Source organism: Gordonia sp. L191, assembly GCF_030077625.1.
Lineage (GTDB): Bacteria > Actinomycetota > Actinomycetes > Mycobacteriales > Mycobacteriaceae > Gordonia > Gordonia polyisoprenivorans_A.
Window position 1 is genome coordinate 5,541,415 of the sequence record NZ_CP125996.1, and the last position, 25,331, is coordinate 5,566,745.

Annotated in this window: 21 protein-coding genes; 6 read left to right on the plus strand and 15 right to left on the minus strand. The window is 67.2% G+C overall.

Annotated elements, in window-relative coordinates:
- Positions 1–31: 31 nt before the first annotated feature.
- Genes QNM97_RS24945 through QNM97_RS24965 form a run of 5 tightly spaced genes read right to left on the minus strand, consistent with a single transcriptional unit; the run spans position 32 to position 5,315 of the window.
- On the minus strand, positions 32–1,519 hold the full coding sequence (locus QNM97_RS24945; RefSeq protein ID WP_283820786.1) for a phytoene desaturase family protein: 1,488 nt from the start codon (positions 1,517–1,519) through the stop codon (positions 32–34).
- The gene (locus tag QNM97_RS24950; protein ID WP_283820787.1) at positions 1,512–2,678 is read right to left on the minus strand and encodes a glycosyltransferase family 2 protein; all 1,167 of its coding nucleotides are present in this window, start codon (positions 2,676–2,678) and stop codon (positions 1,512–1,514) included. The genes QNM97_RS24945 and QNM97_RS24950 overlap by 8 nt, the downstream gene beginning before the upstream one ends.
- Positions 2,675–3,502 carry a carotenoid biosynthesis protein gene (locus tag QNM97_RS24955; RefSeq protein ID WP_283820788.1) on the minus strand — a complete coding sequence of 276 codons (828 nt, stop codon included), beginning with the start codon at positions 3,500–3,502 and terminating at the stop codon, positions 2,675–2,677. The genes QNM97_RS24950 and QNM97_RS24955 overlap by 4 nt, the downstream gene beginning before the upstream one ends.
- Positions 3,499–4,209, minus strand: a complete 711-nt coding sequence (locus tag QNM97_RS24960) for a monooxygenase (RefSeq protein WP_283820789.1) — start codon at positions 4,207–4,209, stop codon at positions 3,499–3,501. Before QNM97_RS24960 ends, QNM97_RS24955 begins: the two co-directional genes overlap by 4 nt.
- Positions 4,206–5,315, minus strand: coding sequence for a polyprenyl synthetase family protein (locus tag QNM97_RS24965; protein ID WP_283820790.1), 1,110 nt, complete (start codon positions 5,313–5,315; stop codon positions 4,206–4,208). Before QNM97_RS24965 ends, QNM97_RS24960 begins: the two co-directional genes overlap by 4 nt.
- Before the next feature lie 121 nt (positions 5,316–5,436).
- Between QNM97_RS24965 and QNM97_RS24970 the strand changes: the two genes are divergently transcribed.
- Positions 5,437–6,657, plus strand: a complete 1,221-nt coding sequence (locus QNM97_RS24970; RefSeq protein ID WP_283820791.1) for an NAD(P)/FAD-dependent oxidoreductase — start codon at positions 5,437–5,439, stop codon at positions 6,655–6,657.
- A gap of 30 nt (positions 6,658–6,687) precedes the next feature.
- Here the strand turns inward: QNM97_RS24970 and QNM97_RS24975 are convergent, their stop codons facing one another.
- The 4 genes from QNM97_RS24975 to QNM97_RS24990 form a co-directional block, all read right to left on the minus strand.
- Complete coding sequence (locus tag QNM97_RS24975) at positions 6,688–8,058, minus strand: ABC transporter permease (protein ID WP_283820792.1); 1,371 nt, start codon at positions 8,056–8,058, stop codon at positions 6,688–6,690.
- The gene (locus tag QNM97_RS24980; RefSeq protein ID WP_283820793.1) at positions 8,055–8,810 is read right to left on the minus strand and encodes an ABC transporter ATP-binding protein; all 756 of its coding nucleotides are present in this window, start codon (positions 8,808–8,810) and stop codon (positions 8,055–8,057) included. Before QNM97_RS24980 ends, QNM97_RS24975 begins: the two co-directional genes overlap by 4 nt.
- 126 nt (positions 8,811–8,936) lie before the next feature.
- Positions 8,937–9,578: a response regulator transcription factor gene (locus QNM97_RS24985; RefSeq protein ID WP_283820794.1), complete on the minus strand. Its 642-nt coding sequence runs from the start codon at positions 9,576–9,578 to the stop codon at positions 8,937–8,939.
- On the minus strand, positions 9,575–10,774 hold the full coding sequence (locus tag QNM97_RS24990) for a sensor histidine kinase (protein WP_283820795.1): 1,200 nt from the start codon (positions 10,772–10,774) through the stop codon (positions 9,575–9,577). The genes QNM97_RS24985 and QNM97_RS24990 overlap by 4 nt, the downstream gene beginning before the upstream one ends.
- A 14-nt stretch (positions 10,775–10,788) precedes the next feature.
- On the opposite strand from QNM97_RS24990, the gene QNM97_RS24995 reads away from it, so the two are divergent.
- Together QNM97_RS24995 and QNM97_RS25000 are read left to right on the plus strand one after the other, a co-directional pair.
- Positions 10,789–11,208, plus strand: a complete 420-nt coding sequence (locus QNM97_RS24995) for a hypothetical protein (RefSeq protein ID WP_265077140.1) — start codon at positions 10,789–10,791, stop codon at positions 11,206–11,208.
- Between the two features lie 428 nt (positions 11,209–11,636).
- Positions 11,637–13,298 (plus strand): HNH endonuclease signature motif containing protein, encoded by a 1,662-nt coding sequence (locus tag QNM97_RS25000; protein WP_283820796.1) that lies wholly within the window; start codon positions 11,637–11,639, stop codon positions 13,296–13,298.
- A gap of 179 nt (positions 13,299–13,477) precedes the next feature.
- Here QNM97_RS25000 and QNM97_RS25005 read toward each other — a convergent pair whose 3' ends face one another.
- Both QNM97_RS25005 and QNM97_RS25010 read right to left on the minus strand, forming a co-directional pair.
- Positions 13,478–14,593 (minus strand): Rv3169 family protein, encoded by a 1,116-nt coding sequence (locus QNM97_RS25005; protein ID WP_283820797.1) that lies wholly within the window; start codon positions 14,591–14,593, stop codon positions 13,478–13,480.
- The gene (locus QNM97_RS25010; protein ID WP_283820798.1) at positions 14,593–15,762 is read right to left on the minus strand and encodes a phosphotransferase family protein; all 1,170 of its coding nucleotides are present in this window, start codon (positions 15,760–15,762) and stop codon (positions 14,593–14,595) included. Before QNM97_RS25010 ends, QNM97_RS25005 begins: the two co-directional genes overlap by 1 nt.
- A gap of 39 nt (positions 15,763–15,801) precedes the next feature.
- Between QNM97_RS25010 and QNM97_RS25015 the strand changes: the two genes are divergently transcribed.
- Positions 15,802–16,422 carry a TetR/AcrR family transcriptional regulator gene (locus QNM97_RS25015; RefSeq protein WP_283820799.1) on the plus strand — a complete coding sequence of 207 codons (621 nt, stop codon included), beginning with the start codon at positions 15,802–15,804 and terminating at the stop codon, positions 16,420–16,422.
- Positions 16,423–16,428: 6 nt separating this feature from the next.
- Here QNM97_RS25015 and QNM97_RS25020 read toward each other — a convergent pair whose 3' ends face one another.
- Positions 16,429–18,480, minus strand: coding sequence for an OPT family oligopeptide transporter (locus tag QNM97_RS25020; protein ID WP_283820800.1), 2,052 nt, complete (start codon positions 18,478–18,480; stop codon positions 16,429–16,431).
- A gap of 116 nt (positions 18,481–18,596) precedes the next feature.
- Here QNM97_RS25020 and QNM97_RS25025 point away from each other — a divergent pair, with 116 nt between their 5' ends.
- Positions 18,597–19,082, plus strand: coding sequence for a PPOX class F420-dependent oxidoreductase (locus tag QNM97_RS25025; RefSeq protein WP_283820801.1), 486 nt, complete (start codon positions 18,597–18,599; stop codon positions 19,080–19,082).
- A gap of 1 nt (position 19,083) precedes the next feature.
- Here QNM97_RS25025 and QNM97_RS25030 read toward each other — a convergent pair whose 3' ends face one another.
- Together QNM97_RS25030 and QNM97_RS25035 are read right to left on the minus strand one after the other, a co-directional pair.
- On the minus strand, positions 19,084–20,385 hold the full coding sequence (locus tag QNM97_RS25030; protein WP_283820802.1) for an aspartate aminotransferase family protein: 1,302 nt from the start codon (positions 20,383–20,385) through the stop codon (positions 19,084–19,086).
- A gap of 98 nt (positions 20,386–20,483) precedes the next feature.
- Positions 20,484–20,837: a nuclear transport factor 2 family protein gene (locus QNM97_RS25035; RefSeq protein ID WP_283823319.1), complete on the minus strand. Its 354-nt coding sequence runs from the start codon at positions 20,835–20,837 to the stop codon at positions 20,484–20,486.
- Positions 20,838–20,971: 134 nt separating this feature from the next.
- Here QNM97_RS25035 and QNM97_RS25040 point away from each other — a divergent pair, with 134 nt between their 5' ends.
- The gene (locus tag QNM97_RS25040) at positions 20,972–21,766 is read left to right on the plus strand and encodes a helix-turn-helix domain-containing protein (protein ID WP_283820803.1); all 795 of its coding nucleotides are present in this window, start codon (positions 20,972–20,974) and stop codon (positions 21,764–21,766) included.
- On the opposite strand, the gene QNM97_RS25045 is transcribed toward QNM97_RS25040, so the two are convergent.
- On the minus strand, positions 21,763–25,212 hold the full coding sequence (locus tag QNM97_RS25045) for a DUF3376 domain-containing protein (RefSeq protein ID WP_283820804.1): 3,450 nt from the start codon (positions 25,210–25,212) through the stop codon (positions 21,763–21,765). The two genes, QNM97_RS25040 and QNM97_RS25045, sit on opposite strands and share 4 nt — an antisense overlap.
- Positions 25,213–25,331: the final 119 nt, after the last annotated feature.

Genomic DNA, 25,331 nt, shown 5'->3' on the forward strand with positions numbered 1-25,331 from the left:
AGGGTATCCGGTGTGGCGATGGAGCGCTCGCCTATGCCCGGCCGATGAGCCCGGCGGTGATCTTCGCGGACAGCAGAACCAATGGCAGGCCGCCGCCGGGGTGCGCCGAACCGCCGACGAGGTAGAGGCCGGGAATGGGGGAGGCGTTCGCGGGGCGCAGGAACGCGGCGCGCGGACCGTTGGATGAACTGCCGTAGATCGAACCGCCCGGCGTCAGGGTGCGGCGGGCGAGATCGGCGGGGCTGAGTACGAATCGGTGACGGATGCGATGGCGGACGTCGGTTCCGCGAGCGGCCATCACCTCCAACACGTGGTCGGCGTAGGACTGCGCGAGACCGTCGCTGTCCCAATCCATTCCCGAATCCGGGTCGTGGCGCGGCGCGTTCACCAGCACGAACCACGCCCCGGTTCCCGGGGCAGGGACGATGGCTGGGTCTTCCGGTGCGGTGATGTAGACGGTCGGATCGGCGACGGGATGTGGCGCCCCATGCCGGCCGAAGACCGCGTCGAACTCGGCGTCGTAGTCGGCGGGGAACAACACTCGATGATGTGGCTGTCCGGGTGGCTCGTCGTCGAGGGCGAGCAGGATGACGAACCCCGACAACGACGGTGTGCTCCGCTGCAAGCGACGGAGCTGGCGGCGCGCCGACGACGTGTGCACGAGTGAGGAATACACCTGAGCTGCATCGGCATTGGCCACTACGAGATCAGCGCGACGCAGGTCGCCGGACGCGGTGATGACACCGTCGGCGCGGCCGTCGCGGACCCGGATCTCACGCACCGCGGTCCCGGTCTCGACGCATCCACCGAGGGCGGCGAGACGATCGGTGAGCGCAACGGCGATGCGGCCCAGGCCGCCGCGCACATACCAGGAACCCCAACGCTGTTCGGCCCAGGGCACACTCGCCAGCGCGGCCGGGGCGCGACGCGGGTCGGAGCCGGTATAGGTGGCGTACCTGTCGGCCATCATGCGCAGCCGCGGGTCGTGCAGATACCGGGACGCAAGGCCCCGCAGCGACGACCACGGGGCGACGGTCCGCACGTCGTCCACACTGCGCGCGAGAGAAGTCATGTCGCGCAGGCTGATCGGCGCTTCGAGAAATGGCCCGTGGGTGGCGTCCCAGATCCTGCGGGCGCGATCGCGAAACCCCGACCACTGCGCGCCACAACCGGCTCCGAGAGCGGCGTCGAGCGCAGCGGGGATCTCGGCGAAGTCGCCGGGAACATCGAGGCCGGTCCCGTCCGGAAACCGGTACCGGGCGGCGATCGGGAGCCGCTGCAGTTCGAGAACGTCGTCGACGGGTGCGCCGGTCGCCGCGAACAGTTCGGAGAGAACGTGGGGCATGGTCACCAACGACGGGCCGGTGTCGAAGACGAAGCCGTCGTGCTCGAGGGTTCCGAGTTTGCCGCCCACCGCAGTCGATTGCTCGAGGACGCTCACCCGATGCCCGGCGTGCTGCAGCCGGATGGCTGCGGCCAGCCCGCCGACCCCCGCCCCGACCACGATGACCTCAGCCACGGCGGGTCACCCGCCCTCGCGGTGTCGTCCCGGGGAGGGCACGCCCTTTCCAGCTCAGTCGATCTCGGTGATGCGTCTGCAGCGAATCCACGGTGAGCACGGCGAAACCCGCGATCGACAAGGGATGGGCCAACGCGTCCGGCCACGTGCGCCCGCCGGTGACGGACGCCGAGATCGCCCGCGACGCAACGCCGGCGGCGTATCCCAGCAGCCCGATCCGAGAGCTCGCGAGCGCCGCAACCGCCGGGACGATGTACGCCAGCACCAGCATCGTCACCACGCCGACAGCCCCGGCGGGCGAGCCGAACGCCGACCACAACGACTTGCGGTAACCCTCCCGAATCTCACGGTGGCCTCGGTACATTCGGCATTGCGCCAGGTGCGCACCGGCGCCCACCCCACCCAGGCCGCCGACGGACTTGATCGCACGGAGCAGGGCGATGTCCTCGAGAACCTCACCCGCGACGGCCGCGTGGCCGCCCGCTCGGTGGTATGTCTCGGCATCGACGACGAGGAACTGGCCGTTTGCCGCGGACAGGCTCGGTCGCGACGACCGCTCCGCGATCCCGAGCGGCAGCGTGCTCATCCACGACCATTGCAGCAGCGGCTGGATCAGCCGCTCGGCCGGACTGTAGGCGAGTTGACGGGGATACGGGCACAACAGTGCCAGCCCGGCAACGCGCAGGGCCGCGACGGTCGCGGTGAAGGCGAACGGGCTGACCCGCACATCGGCGTCGACGAAGGCGAGAACTCCGCTACGCGGAAAATGTTGTGCTGCTTCATGACACGCCCACGACTTGCCGAGCCATCCGGCCGGCGGCGGTGCTCCCGCGACAACCGAGACGCGCGGGTCGTTGGCCGCGTAGATCGCCAGGATCTCCGCGGTGTCGTCGGTCGAGTCGTCGTCGACGACCACGACGCGGGCCGGGCCGGGCCAGCGATCGATCGCCGCGAGCACCGCACGCAAACATCCTGGGGCGTTCGCGGCCTCGTCGCGCATCGGGATGAGCACCGACAACGGCTCGGCCGCGGGCAGCGCATCGACATCCGGGGTGCGAATCCGCCGGGCATTGGAGATGGTCAGCACGAGGGAGGCCGCCGCCAAAGCGGTACCGGAGTTCACGACCCATCGGGCGAGGTCACGCGGCCGGATGATCATCGACGAGCCTCCCGGAACATGCTGACGGCCAGCGGGATTGCGACAGCACCCATCACCAGTCCGCCGACCAGTGCGACCGGCGGCCGACCGAAGAACACCAGATGCGCGATCACCGACGACGCATACACCCACAGGTAGGCGACCAGCGGAAGCAACTCGGCGGCGCGACGATCGGTCATCGATGCGGGTTCTCGACGCCCGATCGCCACGCTGAGCACCGCCATCATCAACGCCGACACCAGAAGCCATCCCACGAAGTTGGTCAGCGGAATCCCCTCGACACCGGGCAACGCCGGATGCGGCGATGACCACCGCCAGTACCCGGCGTCGACCATCTGCGGATCGAGGAACACATCCCACGCAGTCAACGCGTAAGCACCCAGAAGTGGTACCGCCCGGGAGCTTCGCCCCGCGAGTCGTCGCGCCACGATGAACGCGGGCCATCCCATCATGATCCAGGCCAGCGGCACCACCACCGGGACGCCGAGGATCTCACCGCCGAGGGCTCCGGTATAGGCATACTCCCCGAAGGGAATTCCGGTGTGGACCCCGACGGCCTCGGCGAGCAAACCGCCACCGCCGGCCACGGCGAGAAGACCGAGCAGTCCGCGCCCACCGTGCGTCGCCGCACTGTGACACAGCATTGCCGCCGACATCGCCACCACGACGATCGTGGTGAGCACGACGTTGCCGCCGCCGGTGAGGGGAAACGCGATCTGCACACCAACACTGGTGGCCAACAGAATCCACGCCGCCACCCGTAGGGGCGGGGGCCGCCGTCGAGATGTGGCTTCGGCACGGTCGACCACATCGTCGGCGGTCACGGCGCAATCCCCCGGTAGGTTCCGGTCACCGACTCGACGCCGAACCGGGCGAACAACTCCTCGGCGTACCAGCGCTGTGGGCCGGTCTCGCGGATCGCCGACACGTGACCTGCACTCCGGTAGGCGAAGTCGGTCAGCGCAGACGCGTTCTCCCAGAGCGAGAAGGTGCCCTGCAGCCCGATCGGTGCCTCGCCGACCCCGAGCGCCAGGCGCACTCCCGGTGCGGCCGTGAGATCCGCGACCACCGCGGGCACCGCCCGCCAGAACGACGCCATGCGCGAGGGGCGCAACCGCGCCCGGGTCAATGCTGCCACCGGGCCCGTCCAGTCGGTGCCGCGTGCTCGAGTGGCGTTGGTGCCGAAGGGTTCTCGTCGTGACCACTGCCCGCGCGAGGCCAACGGCACCAGACGTATGGTCAGCGCCTCGCTGCCCGCTCGATCCCAGGACCGCAGATAGCGCGATGCCGCGCCGGTCGCCGCAGCATCGGCATCGGCCCACACCGTCAGCAGTGCCCAGTGGTGAGCGTCGGCGTCGCGCGGGGTGAACGTGCGCGCCGAGCCCGTCCCCAACACCTTCGCGAACCGCAGGCCGGGCAGTTGGCGCAACGCCCTTCGACCCGACGCCACCCGCAGGAGTGCTGGTCCCACCCGATCCACGCCCCAGATGCGCAGTTCGACGACCGGTTTCGCCGACGGTGTCACCGTCATGAGCGTCGCCTCACCGACTGCCGCACCAGTTCCCGCAGTGCCTCGCGTGCGAGGTCGTCGACCTCGATGCGATCGATCACCTGCTGCGCGGCCGCGGTGAGATCGTCGACGCGGACCTCGGTCTCGGCGAGCGCGCCGGTGGCCACCATCAACTCCCGTACCGCGAGAAGGTCGTCGACGGTGACCTCCGGGTTGCCCAACGCCCTGGTCAGCAGGCGCCTCCCCGCGGGGTCGGCGCGCTCCTGGGCGAGGGCGACGAGCAGCGTCCGTTTGCCCTCCCGGAGGTCGTCGATGACCGGCTTACCGGTCTCGGCGGGGTCGCCGAACATTCCGAGGACGTCGTCACGCAGTTGGAACGCCTCGCCGGCGAGAACGCCGATCTCGTCGTACTGCGCGAGGAGGCCGGCGGGCGCCCCGGCCAGCGCGCCTCCGAGCCGCAGGGGATGGGAGATCGTGTACTTGGCGCTCTTGTACTGCAGGATGGTCCGGGCGCGCCGGCGGGTGATCGTTTCTCGCGTCTGCCCGAGCATGTCGAGGGTCTGCCCGGCGAAGGCCTCGTCGCGCATCGTAGACCACATCGACCGGACGACCGATCGCGTGGGGCGATCGAGATCGGCGACGGCATCGCCGAGCAACTCGTCCGACCACATCAGGCACAGGTCGCCGGCGAGGATCGCCATCGCCGACCCATGCGCTCGCGCGTCTCCTGACAGGCGCTCGGCCACATGCCGATCGGTGAAGGCGCGGTGAACAGTCGGCATCCCGCGTCGTGCGTCGCTACCGTCCATGATGTCGTCGTGGATGAGCGCGGCCAGGTGGAACATCTCGATGGCGGTGGCCGTCTCCCACACCCCGGGTGCACTCGGGGCCCCGGCGGGACTCCTCACCTCGGCAGCAGCTCGTGCGCCCCAGACGCAGAATTGTCCGCGCAGCCGTTTGCCGCCCACCGCGGCGGCGCGAATGGCGTCCGTGAGACGCCCGACGTCCGGGTCGACGCCGGTGAGGATCGTCGCATGGCCGTCGATGGTGGATAGCAGCATCCGGTCGACACACGTGCGGATCACTTCCGCCGCGCGGCATGGGGAATGCTCGCGCAACGAATCCATTCGGCCTCCTCGGAACGGGACAGGTCGGGGGTGGACTTATCACGGGCCATTCGGAGCCGCTCCGACCCCGGATGGGTGCGCGTACGGTGGGACGAGTACCCACCAGGAAGGTAGGAACGCCATGACGGCTGTGGTGATCGTCGGCGGCGGCCTGGCGGGAGCCAAGACCGCCGAGGCGCTGCGCGAACAGGATTTCGACGGCGACGTCGTGCTGATCGGGGCGGAGGACCATCTGCCCTACGAGCGGCCGCCGCTGTCCAAGGAGTTTCTTGCGGGCACGAAGCAGCCCGTCGAGTTCACCGTCCACGATGCGGACTGGTATCGCGACAACAACATCGACCTCCGTCCCGGTACCACCGTCGAGCGGGTCGACACCGACGCCAAACAGGTTGTGCTACCGGATGGTTCGACCGTCGCGTACGACAAGCTGGTGCTGGCCACGGGCTCGTCCTCCCGACACCTGAACCTTCCCGGCGAGGACGCCGCGCACGTGCATCATCTGCGCACCCTCGACGAGGCGACCGCGCTCGGTGACGACATCGGTCCCGGACGTCGGCTGGCGATCATCGGTGGCGGATGGATCGGCCTGGAGGTCGCGGCGTCGGCGCGCCAACGCGGTGCCGAGGTCACCGTGGCCGAGGTCGGCGAACTACCGTTGCTCTCGGTGATGGGCCGCGAGGTCGCGCAGGTCTTCGCCGACCTGCACCGCGAGCACGGCATCGATCTGCGCACCGGCGTGCAGGTGCAGGAGATCCTCGAAACCGAGGGCTTCGCCACCGGCATCCGGTTCGGCGACGGCACCACCGTCGACGCCGACGCGGTACTCGTCGCCGCCGGCGCGGTCCCGGCGCTCGGGCCTGCCGAGTCCGCCGGTCTCGACATCGACGGTGGTGGTGTCCTCGTCGACGCCGGGCTGCGCAGCAGCAATCCCGACGTCTTCGTCGTCGGTGACATCGCCAACGCCGAGCACCCGGTGCTCCGGCGGCGGGTGCGCACCGAACACTGGGCGAACGCCCTGAACCAGCCGGCGGTCGCGGTCACCAACCTGTTGGGCGGCGCGGCCGAGTACGACAATCTCCCGTACTTCTTCACCGACCAGTACGACCTCGGCATGGAATACGCCGGACTCGCCGGCGCCGACGACACCGTCGTCCTGCGCGGGGATGTCGCGGCCCGCGAGTTCGTGGCGCTGTGGGTGTCCGACGATGCGCGGGTACTCGCCGGCATGCAGGTCAACATCTGGGATCAGCTCGACGACATCAAGGCGCTCATCACCGCGGGCCGCCCCATCGATCTCGATCGGGCGGCAGACGCCGATGTGCCGTTGACGCAGCTACTCTGATCCGACTCCCCGGGTCCTCGCACCGGCGGGTCACTGCACCGCCAGGGCATCGACCGGGGTCACCGCCACCGCGCGCCGACTCGGCGGCAGTGACGCCACCAGAGCCAGCGCGAAGGTACCCACGATGATCGATGCCAGTGCCGCCCAGGGCAATCCGAGCGGAATGCCGGACGTGAGTGCTCCGACCAGCGACTGACTGCCGACGGTCCCGAACACGATGCCGAGTGCCAGGCCGGCCGCGACCGCGGTCCCCGACATCGCCAGCGACTCCCGGAAGATCATCGAACGGATCTGTCCCGTCGTGAATCCCATCGCGCGGAGCATCCCGATCTCCCGGGTTCGCCCGATGACGGTGAGCGACATCGTCGAGACGAATCCGACCGCGGAGATGATCACCGAGATGGCGACCATGGCGATCAGGATCGCTGTGATCACCGACATCGTCTCACGGGTGGCCGCAGCGTTGGCGGGTGAAAGGTCCCAGCTGTCGACCGAACGGGTCAGCGCAGCCATACCGGTGGCGATCGTGGTCACCAGGGTGACCCCGATCAACAGACCCAGGGTCGACCGGGTGGTGCGGTGCGGGTCGCTGACCGCGTTCTTGCGGGCCACCACCGACGGCGCACCCGCGCCGAGAGTGCGTCCGCTCAGCCGCACGAGGCTCGGCACGATCAGTGGTGCGCCGATCAGTACGCCGACGGAAAATGTTGCTGCGCCGAAGAATGCGACGACGAATCCCGCAAGGCTGCCGCGCTCGCCCAACAGTGCAGCCAGCGCGAGGAGTCCGGCCCCCACGAGGAGCAGCGTCGCGGCGACGACGCGTCGGACCGTGCCGATCTCCTTTCGTGCCGGGGCGGCTGCCATACCGGTCAGCACGCCGCGGGTGCCGACCCGAGCAGCCAGCACAGCGGTGGCGACGACGGCGAGCCCGGCCACGATCACCCCGGGTGGAAACGACGGATAGTCGAGACCGGGAATGGTGCCGTTGTGTACCAATATGATTCGAATGATGTCGGTGCCTGCGGTACCCAGGATCACCCCGAGGACGGCGCCGATGGCCGCGTCGAGAGCGACGGCCCGGGTCAGGCTCGCCCGCAACTGTGCCGAACTCGCGCCGATGAGCCGCAGTAGCCGTAACTGGTTGCGGCGTCCGGCGATCACGGTGGTGACGCCGTTGGTGATGACGATTGCCGACACGAACAGGGCGATCATGATGAACACCGAGGCGATGACGTCGAGGGCCGCGCCGGCGGAGCCGCCCTTGTGTGCCGAGATCACCGAGAGCATCCGCGATGTGGTGACCAGGGCGGCGCCGTAGCTGGCCGAGAGTGCCGACACCACACCGATCGTGGCGAACTCACGCAGCGACCCGACGGTCAGGCGCGTTGAGGTGGCCTTCATGCCGGAACCTCCTGCAACCCGATCAGCAGGTCGGAGATCTGGCGGGGATTCAGACCCCGGTACTCGCCGGTGATCGCGCCGTCGGTGAGGACCACGATCCGGTCGGCGTAGGAAGCGGCCACCGGGTCATGGGTGACCATCGCGATACCCTGACCGTATTCGCGGGCCGCGGTGGTCAACAGCGTCAACACCTCTCGGCCCGTACGGGTGTCGAGGGCACCGGTCGGCTCGTCGGCGAGGACGATCGTCGGGCGGGATGCGAGGGCGCGCACGATCGCAACGCGTTGTTGTTGTCCGCCGGATAGTTCCGACGGCAGATGATCGAGCCGGTCGCGCAGACCGAGCGTCGCGACGAGATGCGCGATCCACGCCTGCTGCGTCGCATCGGGCCGCACCCCGGCGAGTACGAGTGGAAGTCGGATGTTCTCGTCGGCGGTGAGGGTCGGAATCAGGTTGAACGCCTGGAAGACGAAGCCGATGGTGCTGCGGCGCAGCAGGGTTCGCGCGGTATCGTCGAGTCCGGCGATCGGGGTGTCGCCGAGCCAGATCTGCCCGGAGCTGATGTCGTCGAGTCCGGCGATGACGTTCATCAGCGTCGACTTGCCGGACCCGGAGGGTCCCATGATCGCGGTGAACTCGCGGCGATGCAGATCGAGAGAGACGTGACGCAGTGCGTGGATGGGGTTGGCGGCGTCGCCGTAGGTGCGTGACACGTCGCGCAGGACGACGGCAGGTGTGTGGGGTGCGTTCATGGGCTCGACGCTACGTTCGTGTGTCCGTGAGATCGTCGGCCGCGGTGTGGAAATCGGATACATCGCAGGTCGGTCGGTCGTACATCTGGAGATGTACCTCGGGCTGCGCAGGACGGGTGTCCCGGGTCAGACGAGGCCGTGATCGTAGGCGTACACGACCAGCTGAACACGGTCGCGCAGAGCGAGTTTGGTGAGGATGCGGGAGATGTGTGTCTTGACCGTGGCCTCGGACAGCACCTCGGCCGCGGCGATCTCTGCGTTGGACAGGCCGTGTGCGGCCCGCACCAGGATCTCGCGTTCCCGAGGGGTCAACTGTGCGTACTCCGGGCCGGGTTCTCCCGCGCGTGTCCGATGTGTCTCGAACAACCGACGGGTCGCCGATGCGGCGACCACCTGGCTGCCGTCGACGACGGCGCGGATGGCGGCGAGGAGGAAGTCGGGCTGGGCGTCCTTGAGCACGAACCCGCTGGCACCGGCGGCGATCGCCGACGCGGCAGCCTCATCGGTGTCGAAGGTGGTCAGTACCAACACCTTCGGTGTATCGTCGCCGAGATCGGCGATGAGGTCGGCGGTGGCGGTGATGCCGTCGACGCCGGGCATCCGCACATCCATCAACACGATGTCGGGTCGGGTGGTGCGGACCACCGAGGCAAGGCCGATCGCGGTCGACTCCTCGGTGACCACCTCCATGTCGGGTTGGCTACCGATGATCATGGCGATGCCTCCGCGGAACAGTGGTTGGTCATCGATCAAGGCGATGCGGATCATAGGGTCTGTGTCCCTCCGGATTCGTGGTTCTCTCGCGTCGTATCGGGGTGCGGTGCGGGGATCTGCAAGGAGACGAGCCACCCGTCGTCGTTGTCGCGGGCACTGCGAAGCGTTCCGCCGATCTGCGCTGCCCGCTCGGCCATACCCGCGATACCCTGTCCCGCGCCGCCCGGGGCCAAGGGATTGTCCGACAGCGCATTCCACACCGTCATCGAGCATCCGCGCGTCCACTCGATACGCACGACGACGGGTACAGCGAGGTCACCGTACTTGAGGGCGTTGGTGAGTGCCTCGCCGAGCACGCGCCCGGCGACCCGGGTGATGTTGGCATCAACCGATTCGTCGTTCCCGCTTTCCTGGTTGTCGATGGTCATGCCGGCCGCCCGCATCCGGTCGAAAAGGATGTCGCGATCCGACCGCGACGCCGACGGCACATCCTCATTGCGGAGTTGCTCGAGGAGCCCCCGGACGTCGCCGAGCGCTCCTCGCGCGGTATCGGCGATGACGTGCAACGCCTTCCGTGTGGCGTCCGGGTCGGCGTCGAGCAGCATCCGGGCACCTTCGGCCTGTGCCACCACCACGGCGAGCGAATGCGCCACCACATCGTGCATGTCGCGCGCGAGCCTGGTGCGCTCGGATTGTTCGTCGTAGAGATCGAGCAGCCGTTTGCGCTCGAGTTCGGCGATGGTCTCGGCGACCGACGCCTGCTGCACCATGCGGCGCTGGTAGCGGATGAAACCGAAAGCCCAGCCGCCGATGACGACGACGGCTGCACCGGCAAATCCGAACAGTCGGATGGCGACCGCGTTGCCCGCGGCGTCGACGTAGGCGTGCGGGAACTCCCAACCGGCCACGACACATCCGGCTATCGCCACCGCAAGGGAACCGAACCGCACCCGACGATCGGGATGTCCGCCGACGGTGGCGAACAGCGGGAAGTAGGCCAGCGAGGCGACCACCGCGATCTGGTCGGTGGATACCTGCACCGCCGCCGAGGCCAGGGCCAGCACGATCATCACGCTGGGTGCCAGCCGACGCAGCGCCAAGGCGATCGACACGACGCCCGCGGTGACCGCGGCCGACGTGGATTGCCCGAGGTGGATCGGGATGGCGACCAATGCGAACACGACCGCGATCGCCACATCGATGATCAACCCGCGACGGGTCAGACCACCGGTGGAGAGCGGATCGCGCATGGCACGATGATCGCATGAGCACCGAGGCCGCGATCGTATTGTTCGTCGCCGGTCTGATCTTGTTACTGGCATTGGTCCTCGGCGTGTGGAAGTACCAGCAGATGCTGACCGCCCCCGATCACCTCGCGCATCCCTACGTCGACATCGCCCACCGTGCGGCGCTGATGTACTCCTTTGCCACGGCCCTGCTTGCTGCGCTCGTGCAGTTCAGCGCGTGGCCCGCGTGGCTCGATCTCGTGGCCGCCGGCATCCCAATCGTGTTCTTCCTCGGCGCAATCCTCACCTACATCGGGCACGGCATGCGTCGCGACACCACCAATCAGTTCGCGCACCCCGACCGAGCCCTACGCCTATCGATGGCCGCACTCATCCTCGGTGAGGTCGGTGGTGTGACAGTACTTCTCATCGGTTTCGCAGTGGGCCAATTCGGTTAGGTCTTCCGACGAGCGGATGCCCTCCTTTCCCCGGATGGTCGACCCTTCCCCCGATGGTCGAGGTGCGAGCCGCGTGCGGCGAGCCTCGAGACCGGTTGCGCCGGTGCTGGTTCCGGCTCGGCGGGTGGTGCGGATACTCATCGGTGAGCGGGGTCTCGAGGCCTCGTCGCTGGCGCTCCTCGGCACCTCGACCATCGGAAAGGATCTCCCGATGCTCGACCGTTCCTTCCCGATGGTCGAGGTGCGAGCCGCGTGCGGCGAGCCTCGAGACCCGGGAGATGACAAGCATCGCAACCACATCCACTACCCACTCGACGACTTGTCCACAGATTTCCCCGGCCTGGCATTCGCCGGGACGGTTTTGTCGGTACCCCTTCGTACACTTGTGCCCATAGGTTGGATCACCGATCGCGGGAGGGAGGTTTCTGGTGTCGACGACGTTGACGTTCACCGATCCGGATGCCGATGCTGCCGCGATCACAGCCATGTCCCGCGATGAGCTCACCGAGACCGGCCCGGAGTTGTTGCGTCAATCGCGTAAGTACGAGGCCCGGACGGTGCTGGCTGCCGCCGCTCTGGCGGAGCGGGTATTTCACGAGCATCTCGCCGATCGGCCCGAGAGCGGTGTGTGGGGGTCGGTCGTCGAGCATGCCGAGAGACTCGGCCGCGCCGAAGTATCGTTGCAGTTCAAGGTCTCCCGCAGCAAAGCCGGGAGTTGGATAGCGTTGACGGACCTCCTGGAGAAGCTACCGCTGATCCGCGCCGCCTACCTAAACGGGGAACTCTCCACCAACCGGGCCTCGATCATGGCGCGCGCCGCCCAACGCGGCAGCGACACCGACACCACAGACAGCGCCAGCGACAGCGTCGATACCGGTGACGAGTCCGGTGACAACGAGGAGATGACGTTCGAGGAGGTCGTCCTGGACTACGGATCCCGCGCCACGACCGATCCGGTGCTGTCGCAACAACTCGACGCCGCACTGATCTCGATGAACCCCGACAGCGTTATCGAGGACCGTGAGACCCTCACCGACCTGGTGGGGAACGTGACCATCACCCCCGACGTTGCGGGGCACTCCGCTCTGGATGCGGTTGTTCCCGCCCATTACGGGGTGTTTCTCACGACGCAGATCAACGCCCTCATCGATGAACGGACCTGCCGCAATGATCCGCGTCGAGTGGGGTCGCTGCGGGTGATCGCCCTCGGGGAGATCACCGGCGTCCCGGGCGCCCACCTCACCTGCGAATGCGGACAGGACGACTGCCCGAAAGGCAACGGCGGCGCCGTCAACAGGGACTCGGCGGAAACACCCGCTGACGCTGCCGATGCCGAGGACGCGGCAGGCTGGGACGACCTGCTCCCCGAACCTGTCGACGCCGATGCTCCTGACATCGACGACGTCGAACCTTCCAGTGCGCCAGAAACTGCCGATGAGCATGACCCTGTTGAGTTGGTGGAGCCGGTCGCCGAACCCGAGATCCCCGACCCCATGGACGAGCCGACGCCGGATGAGGTGCCGGTGGCGTTCGGACGTGCCCTGGTGGTGCCCGGCGCACCTGTACTGACGGTGTTGAAAGATCCCGACGGTGTGCTGGTGCCCCGGTTGCAGGGGTACGGGCCGATCGACCGCGACTACGCGGCCACCCTGTCCGAGGTCGCGAAGACGATCCACTACCCCGAATCTGCCCGTGCCGCGGGACCACTCATCCCGCAGATCTCCGACCGGCCCCAAGCGCCACCGGCCGACCCCACCGGACACGGTGGTCACACCGCGCCACCCCCTGGGGCATTGACCTATGCACCCAGCGCCACCTTGCGCGCTGAGGTGCTCGCCAACGATGCCTGGTGCCGATACCCCTACTGCGGGATGCCGTCACACCTGTGCGACCTCGATCATTGGCGGCCGTTCAACCATGCCGATCCCGAGGCCGGTGGGTGGACGGTGCTCGGTGATCTGATCCCGCTGTGTCGGGCCGATCACCAACGCAAACACCTCGCCGAGTGGGTACCGACGCTCTACACCCACCGCCGGGTGGAGTGGCGGAGTCGGTGGAGCGGGCGGGTGATTGTCACCTATCCGCGGTGACGGTCTCTATGTTCGTGGGGTGGAACCAGCTGTGGCTCAACGGGTCTCGAGGCTCGGCGCACGCGCCTCACACCTCGACCATCGGGAGGAAGGGTTCTCGACCATCGGGGGGAAGGTCCTCGACCATCGGGGGAATGGCCGCCGACAAAGGGGAGGCGCGCGACGCGCAGCACCGCCGGCTACGGCGCCACCGACAGCCAGTCGGCGAAGCCGGATGGGTCGTGGCGGCCGAGGGCGCCGTGCTCGAACAGGCCCCAGCCCTCTCGGGTGGTGCCGTCGGATTCGCGGCAGGTCGCGGTGCCGACGTGGTCGACCATCCCAAACGGAATGCGGCCGGCGACAGCGGGATCGGCCAGATCGTAGGTCACCCGCTCGGTGAAGCCCTCACCCTTCCACAGGCCGTGCGTCCAGTCGGGGTCACCGCCGTACCCGCCGCCGACGTGGAGCGGTGTGGCCAGCAACGACCTGACCTCGAGCGTGACCGTGCCGCCCGCGGAGTCGGTCATCTCGATCGAGGCACCGGTGGGAATCCTTGTGCCCGAGCGGTAGTGCGCGGAGACGCGCGGCCAACCGAGTTGCTCGACTCGACCGTCCTTCCAGACGCGACTGCAGTCGTTGAGGGTTCGGAATCCGTCGGGGTTCTCCTGGACGATGAGGACAAGGGCGAAGTCGTCGAACGCCATCGGGATGTAGTTCCACCACATCCCTTCGAACGGGGGGTCGGCCGGACGTCCCGCGGGTTCGGCCTCGCCGACGGGGCGGATACCCCACGAGCGGTCACGCGACCCGAGCCACGTCGCCGGGTCGACGGTGATCTCCTCACCGTCGATCACCAGCTGTCCACGCCACGTGCCGAGTTGTGCGAAACGCTGGGCGTCCAACGTGATCCGCCGACCGGTGCGCATCACGTGCGGCATTTCCTGCAGCGCGTCGAACAGTCCGGTGAAGGTGAGATCGGCAGAAATGCCGTCGGTCTCGTCGAGGACGATACGCAACGAGCGCAGAGGTTCGCTGACCTCGACACGATAGTTGCCGACATGCTGATTGAGGCGGTCGTCGTCGATCGCGTCGGACAGGTGTACCGCAGTGTGGGTGCCGCCTCGGCTGATGAGGACGAACGCATCCTTGACGCCGAGGTTCGGGTAGTACCCGATGCCGGTGATGAGGAAGATCTCGCCCGTGCGGTCGTGCGCATTGAAATAGGAGCGGTCGTAGAAGTTCCGGTCGGAGCTGCCCGGCCATGCGATCGGTTGGGGGAGTTGGTGAATGGGGAATTCGTCGGTGGGTCCGAGCATTATGGTCCTTCCTTGAGAAGACGTTCCAGCAGGGTGCGGTGATAGAAGAGTTCGGCGTCGACGTCGGCGGGCCGGGTGATCTCACCGAAATGCACGCGACGGGCGCCGGCGCGCATGAACACACAGCACCAGACGACCCCGGCGAACACCGAGAACCAGCGCAGGTCACCGAGCTCGACCCCGGTCAGTTCTCGGTAGGTGTCGCGAACGTCGTTCTCACGCAGGAAATGTGGCATGCCGGGCAGCGTGGCGAGTCCGCAGAGCTCCTGGAAGACCTGGTGGGCGAAGATCATCCACGACACGTCGAGTTCGCGTGGTCCGAGGGTGGCCATCTCCCAGTCGAGGATCGCCGTGGGCGCGAAGTCCCGGTAGATCACGTTGCCGATCCGCGCATCACCCCAGATGAGTACCGAATCCGACGCGGCGACGTCCTCGGGGAAGTGGTCCTCGAGCCAGGGGAGCGCCCGATCGACCAGTGGGGACCGGCCGATCGTCGTCGACGACTCGTACCACTGCGCCAGCCAGGCGAGGCGGCTCTTCAGGTCAGAGTCCGCAGCCGGTTGACCCTCACGTAAGAACCCGAACGTCGTCGACGCCTCGGGAATCGAGTGTAACTGGGCCACCAGTTCGATCGTCGAATCCTGCAGGGCGCGTTGATATTCCATGGGTGCGTCGAAGAGCCAGTTGTCGCCGAAGGTGTAGGGCATGACGTCGGGCGGGACGAGCCCGTCGATGCGATCCATCAGGAAGAACGGCGAACCCAACAGCGCGCCCGTCGGCTCGAGCCACCGCATCCGGGGGATCGGCAGGCCGGTGGCCTCGGCGGCGAGTCGCATCGTCTCGTATTGGTGATCGAGTCGGTAGGTGTCGAAGACGGGGATGTCCTCGGGTCGCGGCGCCATGCGCATCACCCACCGCTCGTCGGCCGGTGAACCCCCATCGGGCCAATGCGCATCGACCATGATCGTCTCCGACGACATGCCGTTCGCGTCGACGCCGGCATCGATGTGCAGCTGGGGTGTACCGCGAGGGGAGTCCCCGCGGCTGCCGATCCAGTCGGCGAGGATGAGTGGGACCTCCGAGGTGTCGCGTGCCGACCGCTGCAACGGGTCGACGTGGGTGTCGACCGTGGGGGTGTGACCGCTGTGTGGGGGCGCCGTGTCGGACATCGGTGATTCCTTCCTCATTCCGCTACGCTCGGTAGCGTTATGACAGCAGAGGACGCGAGCGCCCGCAGCGGAATCCGGAAAACCGCCGGACGGCCCCGTGACGACAGCATCGATACCGCGGTACTCGACGCGGCACGTGAACTGCTGGCCGAGACCGGATATGCAGGGGTGACGGTCGCCGCGGTTGCACATCGTGCCGGCACCACCAAGACCGCGATCTATCGGCGATGGGAGTCCAAACCGCACCTGGTACACGACGCCACGTTCGGCCGGTTCACCACGCTCGTGCCGCAGAGCGGACAGATCTCCGAGGACGTGGCACAGATGGTCGAGGAGGTGTGCGCGGTGTTCGGCAGTCCCGTGACGCGGGCGGCGCTACCGGGCCTGATCGCCGATATGGCCGCCGATCCGGCGGTGCATCAGCGAGTGCTCGCGGGCTTCGCCGGAGTCTTCGGCGGCGTCGCCGAACGTCTCATGGACGCTCGCGAACGTGGAGAACTGCGCGTCGACGTGGACCCGACGATCTTCGTCGAAATGCTCGGTGGCGCAGCCATTCTGCACACCCTCATGCATCGCGAGGACGGTCTCGACGAGGCATGGGGTGCGCAGATGTTGGCGGCGCTGTCGGCGATCGTCGTCGACGAGCCGCCGGCGCAGTGAGCGGCCTCAGCGTTTGGTGACGTCGACGGGCTCGCTCGGCCCGACCCCGGTGCCGCCCATCGACCCCGCGATCCGCTGGGCCCACTTGTAGAGCCCGAGGATGAGCAGGATGAAGAACACGATGCCGAGCCACTTGGCGTAGTTCTCGAAGGAGTCGCCGACCACCCCGAGCACGCCATCGTCCCCGGAGGCCGCGACGATCGCCGCATAGACCACGCCGAACAGACTCTCGCCGACGATCAGACCGGTGGCCATGAGCACACCGATTCGTTTCTTCTGCTCGACGTCGCCGCCCCGACGGTCGGCCCACTTGTTGTAGAACACACCGAGGATCGCGCCGACCGGGATGATCAGCGTCAACGACATCGGCAGGTACATGCCCATACCGACGGCCAGCGGAGGCAACCGCAATCGCCCGGTCGTCCGCCCGAGCACCTCGTCGACGATGATGACGCCGATCCCGATGAGTGCGCCGATGCCGAGCAGACCCCAGTCCAGCGACCCGCCGAGCACGCCCTTGGCAAGAGTGGACAGCAGTTGCGCCTGCGGCGCCGACAGGGCGTCCTCGCCGGCGCCGGGCATACCGGCAAAGCCGAACGAATCGTTCATCAGCCCGAGGATCGGCGGGATGACCGCCGACCCGAACAGCACGCCGATGATGAGCGCGACCTGCTGTTTCCACGGTGTGGCACCGACCAGCTGACCGGTCTTGAGGTCTTGCAGGTTGTCGTTGGAGATGGTGGCCACGCCGAAGACGATCGCCGACGCGAACAACGTGTACGCGATCAGTGCGTCGGTCTGGTCGCCGGTCGCGGTGCCGTAGACGACCTTGATCAGCACCGCGGCGATGATCACCACGAGAATGCCGACACCGGAGATAGGGCTGTTCGACGATCCGATCAGACCGGCCATGTAGCCGCAGACCGCCGCGACCACCAGGCCGATGATGGCGACGAACACGATGGTGACGGTGATGATGCCGCCGGCCGACCCGACGAGCGGCATCGACGACGAGCCGGCTTTCGCGGTGTGGACGAAGTCCCACAGCAGCAGCCCGATCGGGATGAGCATCACCACCACGGTGCCGATGACGTACGGGAACGGGATGTCGCGTTCGGTGATGTCGACGGTGACCCCGGCGCGGCGTGAGCGCGCGGAGGTGAGCGCGCCGGAGATGCCGGTGATGATCGGCCGCATGATCTTGAGGAGAGTCCACACGGCGGCGACGGCGATGGTCCCCGCGCCGATGAGCCGGACGTCGGAGGAGAAAACGGTGTCGATGGTGTCGCCGATGGCGCCGGTCGCGGCCGTGAAATCGCCCCACGAGTAGATCGGCATCAGGATGAAGAACGAGATGACCAGTCCCACGAGCATCGCGATACCGACGGTCAGGCCCACCAGATGGCCGACGCCGATCAGGGCCAGCGACAGGCTTGCGCCGAACATGCTTCCGCCACTGCCGATCCGGAAGACCGCCGACACGGAGTCGGTGAAAATCCGCATCTTCGCCAGCAGGGCGAACAGGGCCGATCCGACCGAACCGATGATGATCGCCTTGAGGCCGGCCCGGTTGCTCTCCACACCCTCGGAGGTCTCGCCGACTTTCAAGACCTCAGCTGCGGCAACACCTTCCGGGTACGGCAGGTCCGAGCCGGTGACCAGCGCGCGACGCAGCGGAATCGAATACATGACGCCGAGGATGCCGCCGACCGCGCAGACCGCGAGGGTGATCCAGTACGGAAATCCGGTCCACCATCCGATCATCACCAGACCGGGGATGACGAAGATGATCGCCGACAAGGTACCCGCGGCCGACGCGATCGTCTGCACGATGTTGTTCTCGACGATGGAGTGGTGGGAGAAGAAGCGCAGCACCGCCATCGAGATCACCGCGGCCGGGATGGCCGTGGCGAAGGTCAGACCCACCTTGAGGCCCAGGTAGACGTTGGCCGCGGTGAACACCAGCGTGATCAGGCCGCCGAGAATCACGCCGCGCACGGTCAATTCGCGAAGACCTGCGGTGGGCGGTGGGGCCACCACGGTCGGAGCATCGGACATGGTGGTCTCTCCTTCGCTCGGGGTCTGTCACACCATAAGCCCGGTGCCCGGCGTGGCGGGCGACCTCGGGACCGAGACGTGTCCGCCGGATGTCGCGCGTCACCTACGGTGGAGACATGCCCAGAACGATTGCCACCGCCACCGATGTCGAGAAGGCCGAGCTCGAAGAGTTCCTGCGGCCGCGCCACAAGATGTTGCTGCTCACCACCCGGGACTCGGGCGCCCCGCAGATCTCGCCGGTCAGCGGCGGCGTCGACGACCAGGGCCGCATCGTGATCGCCACCTATCCGGGACGCGCGAAAACCACGAACGCCAAGAAGCGCCCGCAGGTCAGCCTGTGCGTCATCTCCGACGAGTGGAACGGCCCGTGGGTTCAGGTCGACGGCACCGCGGAGGTCCTCGACATGCCCGACGCCGAGGACGGTCTCGTCGACTACTTCCGGTCGATCTCCGGTGAGCACCCCGATTGGGATGAATACCGTGCAGCGATGCGACTGCAGAACAAGTCGCTGATCCGGGTCACGCCCACGTCGTGGGGGCCGATCGCCACCGGCGGGTTCCCGGCGGACGTCGCCGCCGCGCTCGACGCCAAAGACGCCTGACTCAGACGCTCTCGGCGATCGCCTGCTCCAGGATCTCGAGGCCGAGCCCGAGTTCGTCGTCGGATGCGGTGAGTGGCGGTGCGATCCGGAACGTGCCGCCCATACCCGGTAGCTGCACCACATTCATGTGCAGCCCGAGCTCGAAGCACCGACGGGTCACCGCGGCCCCCAGCCGGTCGGCGCTGGCATCGGGGTCGCCGGGCTCGACGAGTTCGAGTCCCTGCAGCAGCCCGCGCCCGCGGATGTCGCCGACGACGGCGTGGCGACGAGCGATGTCGCGCAAGCCCTCCCGCAACAGTTTTCCGGCGGCGGTGGCGCGCTCGTCGAGCCGATCACGTTCCAGCACATCGAGAACGGTGTTGCCGACGGCGGCGACCAGCGGGTCGGAGACATGGGTGGTGAAGAACAAGAACCCACGGTCGTGGGCGGTCTGCTCGATCTCCGCCGAGGTGATGGTCGCCGCGAGCGGCAGACCGGCGCCCAGCGTCTTGGACAGGGTGAGGATGTCGGGGAGGACGCCGTCGCGCTGAAAGGCATACCAATTGCCGGTGCGACACAACCCGGTCTGCGCCTCGTCGAGGATGAGGAGCATGTCGCGATCACGGCATTTGCGTTGCAGTGCAGCCAGATAGCCCGGCGGCAGATCGATGACACCTCCGGAGGAGAGGATCGGCTCGACGATGCATGCGGCCAGCGAGCCGACGGACTGGGCGTCGATGAGCCCGAAACCGAAGTCCAGTTGACGCTCCCAATCCAGGGTGCCGTCGGGACGGGTGAAGTCGGGGCGGAACGCATCCGGGGTCGGCAGCGCGTAGTTCCCCGGTGACACCGGACCGTAACCGCCACGACCGGCGCTGTAGGTCGCTGCCGCGGCCGCATGCGTCATGCCGTGCCACGACCGCGCGAACGACACGATCTCATGCTTGCCGGTGACGAGTTTGGCGAGCCGGATCGCGGCCTCGTTCGACTCGGCTCCCGTGGTCAGCAGCAACGCCTTCTCCAGCGGCGCGGGCAACGAATCGGCCAGTCGCGCGGCGAGTTCGAGGACCGGCTCGGAGAGCATCCCGCTGAACAGGTGATCGAGCGTTGCTACCTGCCGGGACACCGTCGCCACGATCTCGGGATGCGAGTGCCCCAGGATCGCCGACATCTGCCCAGAGGTGAAATCGAGGATGCGCCGACCGTCGACCGTGTAGACGAAGCTGCCCTCGGCGCGGGCGATCAGCTCGGGCGAGAAACTCCCGCCGTAGCGAATCAGGTGCCGGGCGGGATCGGGCGGGGTGGGGTCGTGCGCCGTGTTCATGCGTTGACGGTAGTGGGTGGCGCCTGCGGTTGCGTGGAGAGGTTGGGTGGAGTGCCGCGATACTTGCGGCACTCCACCGGTTCCGGTGACGTGGAATGTCACGCCGGCACTTTGTCGAGGAATCCCCGGACGTCGTGGATCCTGCCCTGCTCATCGAGGACTATCACGTCGAAACCGACAACCACCGGCTCTGATCCGGCCGGCCCGAGCCCCCAGTGGAATCGCAGTTGCCGATGGTGAGCGTCCACGTCGCTGAGTTTGGAGAACACGAATTCGGGGAACTGTTCGTGCACGCCATCGATCACGGCGCTCACGCCGGCGTGACCGCTGACTTCCGCGAGCGGATCAACGTAGGAGACCGAAGGCGACCAGACGGCGGCAAGGAGATCCGCCCGGTCGTTCCCGGTGGCGTTCCACGTTTGCAGGTACTTCTCTGCGATGTCGTTCATCATCATTCTTCCTTCCTTGCGGGAATAGGTTTCCCGCAAGGAGTCTGACGATGACTGATGCGTGTGGGCCATGACCTTGGAGGTCATGGCCGACTGGACGTGCGCTGTCTACTCTTTCGTTCATGGTTGCGACACCCATGAACGCCGACAGTGCGGGTGCCATGCTCCGGATCTGGCGAGAGCGCCGCAGGCTCAGCCAGCAGGAGCTGTCGAACCGCTCCGGTGTGTCCAGTCGACATGTGAGCCGGGTGGAGACAGGCAAGGCGCACCCCAGCGTCGACATGCTCCTCCATCTCGCCGAACAATTGGACCTACCACTTCGAGAGCGCAATCGAGTTCTTCTTGCCGGCGGGTACGCGCCCCGGTACGAGGCCCGTGATCGGGATGACGCTTCGGTCGCGGCCGTGATGGACGGCTTACGCGATCTGCTCGATGCCCATCGCCCTTATCCTGCACTCATTCTGGACGGCTATTGGAACATCATCGACGCCAACGATGCGACGGAAGGTCTATTGGCAGGATGTGCACCCGCACTCCTCGAGCCGCCGGTCAACGTGCTGCGTGTGTGCCTGCATCCCGACGGGATCTCCACCCGCATCCGCAATCTCAACACCTGGGCCGGCCATCTGTACCGGCAGGTCACCCATCGGGCGAATCGCACTCACGATCCCCGCCATCTCGAGCTTGCCGACGACATCGTGTCGAACGTTCCAGATGTGCTCAGCGCGCCACCCGGAGCCGGGCCCGTTCTCACTCTCGAACTCGATTCCGCCGAAGGGACTCTGCGGTTCTTCAGCGTCTCGACCCAGCTGGAGACGGCGACTGACGTCTCTTTGGAGGAGCTGCATCTCGAAACATTCCTCCCGGCAGACCAGCAAACCAGGGACCTCTTCTCGAAGTGCGAGCCGCAAAGGCACACGACCACCGCTTAGTCGGTTGGGCGCAAACCCATCTCCTCCGAGGTGCGTGGTGTGACGTTGCCCAGGAACACCGCGAGGTAGAGCCACCACACGATCACCGGAACGAGGACGGTCAGGGGCAGCGCCGAATCCGGGATGACCCAGACGTCGAAGGCCGCGGCGATCGCCCCCGAGAGGACCGCGGCGGGAGCCGCGTAGGTGTAGACCTGGGCGGCCGAGGTCCACCCCCACAGCGAACACGCGACGAGGACGGCGCTGCACACCGCGGCGAGCACCGCGGTGTAGATCGGGGCGCTCGGCGGGGTGGCGTCACCCCAGAACGCGGTGACGACGATCGCGACGATGAACACCACTGCGACGACGAGGGGAACCCGCCGGCGCAGTCGTCGGCCCAATCCTTCGACGACCGGCGGGTTGTATGCCAGTGCGGGAGGCATTTTCGTGCACCGGACGGTGAGCGTGATCGCCCCACCGGCGACGAGTACCCACACGATGAGCAACGGTTCGATCTGGTAGCGCGTCACCACGCGTTCACAGGTGAGGACGCCGGTGATCACCGCGGCAGCGATACAGCCGACGCCCACCGCGGCGGTCCACTGACGCCACTTGCGTGTCTCCTCCTCCGCGAAGTGCAGGGCACCGAGCCAGGACTCGTGTGGACCGCCGGTGACGGTTTGTTCCAGCCGGCGGTTCATGTTGCGCCACTTGCTGTCTGCGGCAAGGGAACGTGCGACCAACAGAAGGCCGATGAGGCCGGTGAGAGCGGAGACGGTGTACCAGAGCACCGGGCCCGTCTCGGAATCGCCCGGCAGGAGAAAGGACGTCAGGAGAGTCGCCGCCAGCGCGATCAGCAGGCGCAGCGGGTCGACGATCAACCCCAACAGGACCGGGATGACGCGCAACAGTGCGACACCGAGGATCACGACGGACTTCTTGACTGGGCTCGGAAAGATCGACGCCGGCTGCAACGCCCGGATCACCAGACCGGACGCGCGCGACACGAGACCCACACGATACGACGACGGGAGGTCGGTGATGGCGCCGAGGCCCCGCGCGGGAATCGCTTGGGCGTCGGGGTCTTCGGTGACGATATCGCTCTGAAGTCTCTCCTTGTAGTCGTGCCGCCGCGCGTCCTGCCGCGTCTTCTGCTCGGCGTCGGCACGCGGATCGTCCGGCAGGAGGAGGTCGACGATGCCCGACGCGGCATTGACTCGGCCCCAACGCCAGTCGCTCGCACGCCACCGCCAGTCGAGAAAGCCGGCGAAGCGGGCCAGGGGTGTGCCGCAGAGTTTGTCCTCGGCGCGTTGGAGACCATCGATCTTGGTCATCCACTCGGACAACAGTTGCGGATCGATGGCGTCGATCGCGGTGTCGTGCTTGAGCCATGCCTCCAACTGGGTGGCCACGGCGTCGGCGCGAAGGGCTTTGAGGTAGTCGGAGTCGGCAGTGGCCGGCGGCTCGTCGCCTGTGATCTGGTGGTAGCGGATGACCGACTGGGTGTCGGGTCCGCCCGACACCGCGATGAGGCGCACGATCTCGTACGCGGTGTATGTGGTCTCCGCGGGAAGTCTCTGAGCCAGAGCGTGATACAAGGACTCATTCCAGAACTCCTCGTTGGCGCGCGCGCAGGCGGTCACGAGGGCTGCCAGGTGTGCGTGGAGGTGGGTCCAGATCGTGGTGAGGAGAGCCGAGGAGTCGGCGCCGGATGTGAGACTGACTCCGCTCGCCTCGGTCGACGGTGACAGGGCGCTGTAGAAGGTGGCGTCGTCGACGCTGTTGCCCTGGGCCAGTGCATTGTTGACATCAGCACTGATGGTCAGCGCGTCTTGCGCGGCGATACCGTCGACGAGTGCATCGGTCCACTGCTCTGGGTCCGCGGACACCGACGCCAGCTCGGTGTCGACGGTGAGATGACGGGCTTGCAGGAGCACGGCGCCGCAGCGATACAGCGAGGGCTTGAACGCGCTCGCGGCACCGACTCCTGCGCCCTCGAGTGCACGGGCCCAGGCGATCAGGAATTGCGTCGCATCGATGGCGGCGGTGACGTCCCCGCGGCTCATCACCGACTGGGCCTGCGCGTCGGAGCCGGCTGCCGCCGATCCTGGGGTGACCCTCGTGTAGGCCTGCGCGAGTGCATCTTTGATACGTAGGCTGATCAGCGGTTCGACGGGTGTGCGTGGCGCGGCCCGGAACGGCGGGGTGAACAGCATCGTGTGGGGTTCAGTGAGAATCTCGCTGTAATGCTGTGCGTCGGAACCGATCCGGGACTGGATGTAGCGGCTCACCGGAATGCTCGGCAGAGCACCTGGGGCGTTTCCCAACCACGCGGCGAGTTCCTCGGTGCGCCCGCGCAGTGCGAGGACTCTGTCGTTGTGCTCGCGGATGTAGGTGATCTCGTCCTCGGCCGACTCCTGTCGACTCTTCATCGACATGCCGGAGCGAATGACGTTGAGCCAGCGCGACAACTGGGCGGTTTGCTTGGCGAGCACTCGTCGCTGCGCATTGTCCGTCGCCGGCATCGGGATGGGCTCGGGTTGCGCGGGTGGTTGTGGGTCGAGGTACATCAGCACGCGCTCGGTGGGCGCGGACGCAGGGGCGCGTTGGATGGCGCGGATCGCCCGGTCGATCGGGATGTTGTCGAAGACCCCACCGTCGATGACGAGAAAAGGTGCCTCCCCGGGCGCGGTGGTGCTGCCTGCTGTGTCGTCACCCGTGGCAGCGCGAGCGAACGGAAACACTCTGTCCATGTTGGGTTTTCCGCCGGTGTTCGGCGCGATCTCCTCGGGTGAGTCGATCGAATACACCGTGGCCGGTTCGAAGGCACCCGGGAACGAGGACGTCGATCGGATGGCCAGTGCTATGGCCTGCCGAGCGATCTCGGCGGCGGCCTCGTCGTCGCCCAATCCGGGAATCGTCGAGTACTGCGAGCCGAGGCCACCGGGCCGGCGGGTGAAGGAGAACCCGCCGCGGGCGGTGGTCACCTGCTTGTCCGGGTCGGGGAGCAGGGTGGCGGCGAGTTCGACGCTCAGTGCTTGCGGTGGCGGTCGCTTCGACAGTCTCGGCGCGGCGGCGATCTTGTTCACCGCGCCGACGGCAAGGGTCAGGAATCGGCAGTCGCCGGACAACACGGAGTCGACGGCGCGAAAGCCGGACCATCGATCCGCAGCGGCATTGTCGGCGGGGCTGCGCAGCAGATCCCAGAGACCGCCGTCGTTCTCCCACGTCTCGCGGACGATGGAATCGGTGACCACCCCATAGCTTTGCGCCAGTGCGAACAGCACCGCATTGAGCCCACCCGCGCTGGCTCCGGCGAGGATGTCGAACTCCACACCCTTGTAGTGGGCTTCGCCGAGCAACTCACGATAGATCTTCGCGCGGCCCGACGTATCAGAGGTGTCATCGGTGGCCCGCCGCAACAGATCGAGTTCCGCGATCACCCCGCCGATCCATACCGCCATGCTCACTCCACCACGCATGGCGAGCGCCACGCGCAGGGTGCGGGTAGGACTCTGACTCGTGCTGGTGTCCGGTGACATCGTCGCGGTCTTCCGCCGGGGTCATCGCCCGACGCGACAAC

Coding starts and splice junctions, on each gene's coding strand:
- QNM97_RS24950 (WP_283820787.1), bottom strand. CDS start 2,678: ATGATCATCCGGCCGCGTGACCTCGCCCGATGGGTCGTGAACTCCGGT.
- QNM97_RS24960 (WP_283820789.1), bottom strand. CDS start 4,209: ATGACGGTGACACCGTCGGCGAAACCGGTCGTCGAACTGCGCATCTGG.
- QNM97_RS24965 (WP_283820790.1), bottom strand. CDS start 5,315: ATGGATTCGTTGCGCGAGCATTCCCCATGCCGCGCGGCGGAAGTGATC.
- QNM97_RS24970 (WP_283820791.1), top strand. CDS start 5,437: ATGACGGCTGTGGTGATCGTCGGCGGCGGCCTGGCGGGAGCCAAGACC.
- QNM97_RS24975 (WP_283820792.1), bottom strand. CDS start 8,058: ATGAAGGCCACCTCAACGCGCCTGACCGTCGGGTCGCTGCGTGAGTTC.
- QNM97_RS24980 (WP_283820793.1), bottom strand. CDS start 8,810: ATGAACGCACCCCACACACCTGCCGTCGTCCTGCGCGACGTGTCACGC.
- QNM97_RS24985 (WP_283820794.1), bottom strand. CDS start 9,578: ATGATCCGCATCGCCTTGATCGATGACCAACCACTGTTCCGCGGAGGC.
- QNM97_RS24990 (WP_283820795.1), bottom strand. CDS start 10,774: ATGCGCGATCCGCTCTCCACCGGTGGTCTGACCCGTCGCGGGTTGATC.
- QNM97_RS24995 (WP_265077140.1), top strand. CDS start 10,789: ATGAGCACCGAGGCCGCGATCGTATTGTTCGTCGCCGGTCTGATCTTG.
- QNM97_RS25005 (WP_283820797.1), bottom strand. CDS start 14,593: ATGCTCGGACCCACCGACGAATTCCCCATTCACCAACTCCCCCAACCG.
- QNM97_RS25010 (WP_283820798.1), bottom strand. CDS start 15,762: ATGTCCGACACGGCGCCCCCACACAGCGGTCACACCCCCACGGTCGAC.
- QNM97_RS25015 (WP_283820799.1), top strand. CDS start 15,802: ATGACAGCAGAGGACGCGAGCGCCCGCAGCGGAATCCGGAAAACCGCC.
- QNM97_RS25020 (WP_283820800.1), bottom strand. CDS start 18,480: ATGTCCGATGCTCCGACCGTGGTGGCCCCACCGCCCACCGCAGGTCTT.
- QNM97_RS25025 (WP_283820801.1), top strand. CDS start 18,597: ATGCCCAGAACGATTGCCACCGCCACCGATGTCGAGAAGGCCGAGCTC.
- QNM97_RS25030 (WP_283820802.1), bottom strand. CDS start 20,385: ATGAACACGGCGCACGACCCCACCCCGCCCGATCCCGCCCGGCACCTG.
- QNM97_RS25035 (WP_283823319.1), bottom strand. CDS start 20,837: ATGATGAACGACATCGCAGAGAAGTACCTGCAAACGTGGAACGCCACC.
- QNM97_RS25040 (WP_283820803.1), top strand. CDS start 20,972: ATGAACGCCGACAGTGCGGGTGCCATGCTCCGGATCTGGCGAGAGCGC.
- QNM97_RS25045 (WP_283820804.1), bottom strand. CDS start 25,212: ATGGCGGTATGGATCGGCGGGGTGATCGCGGAACTCGATCTGTTGCGG.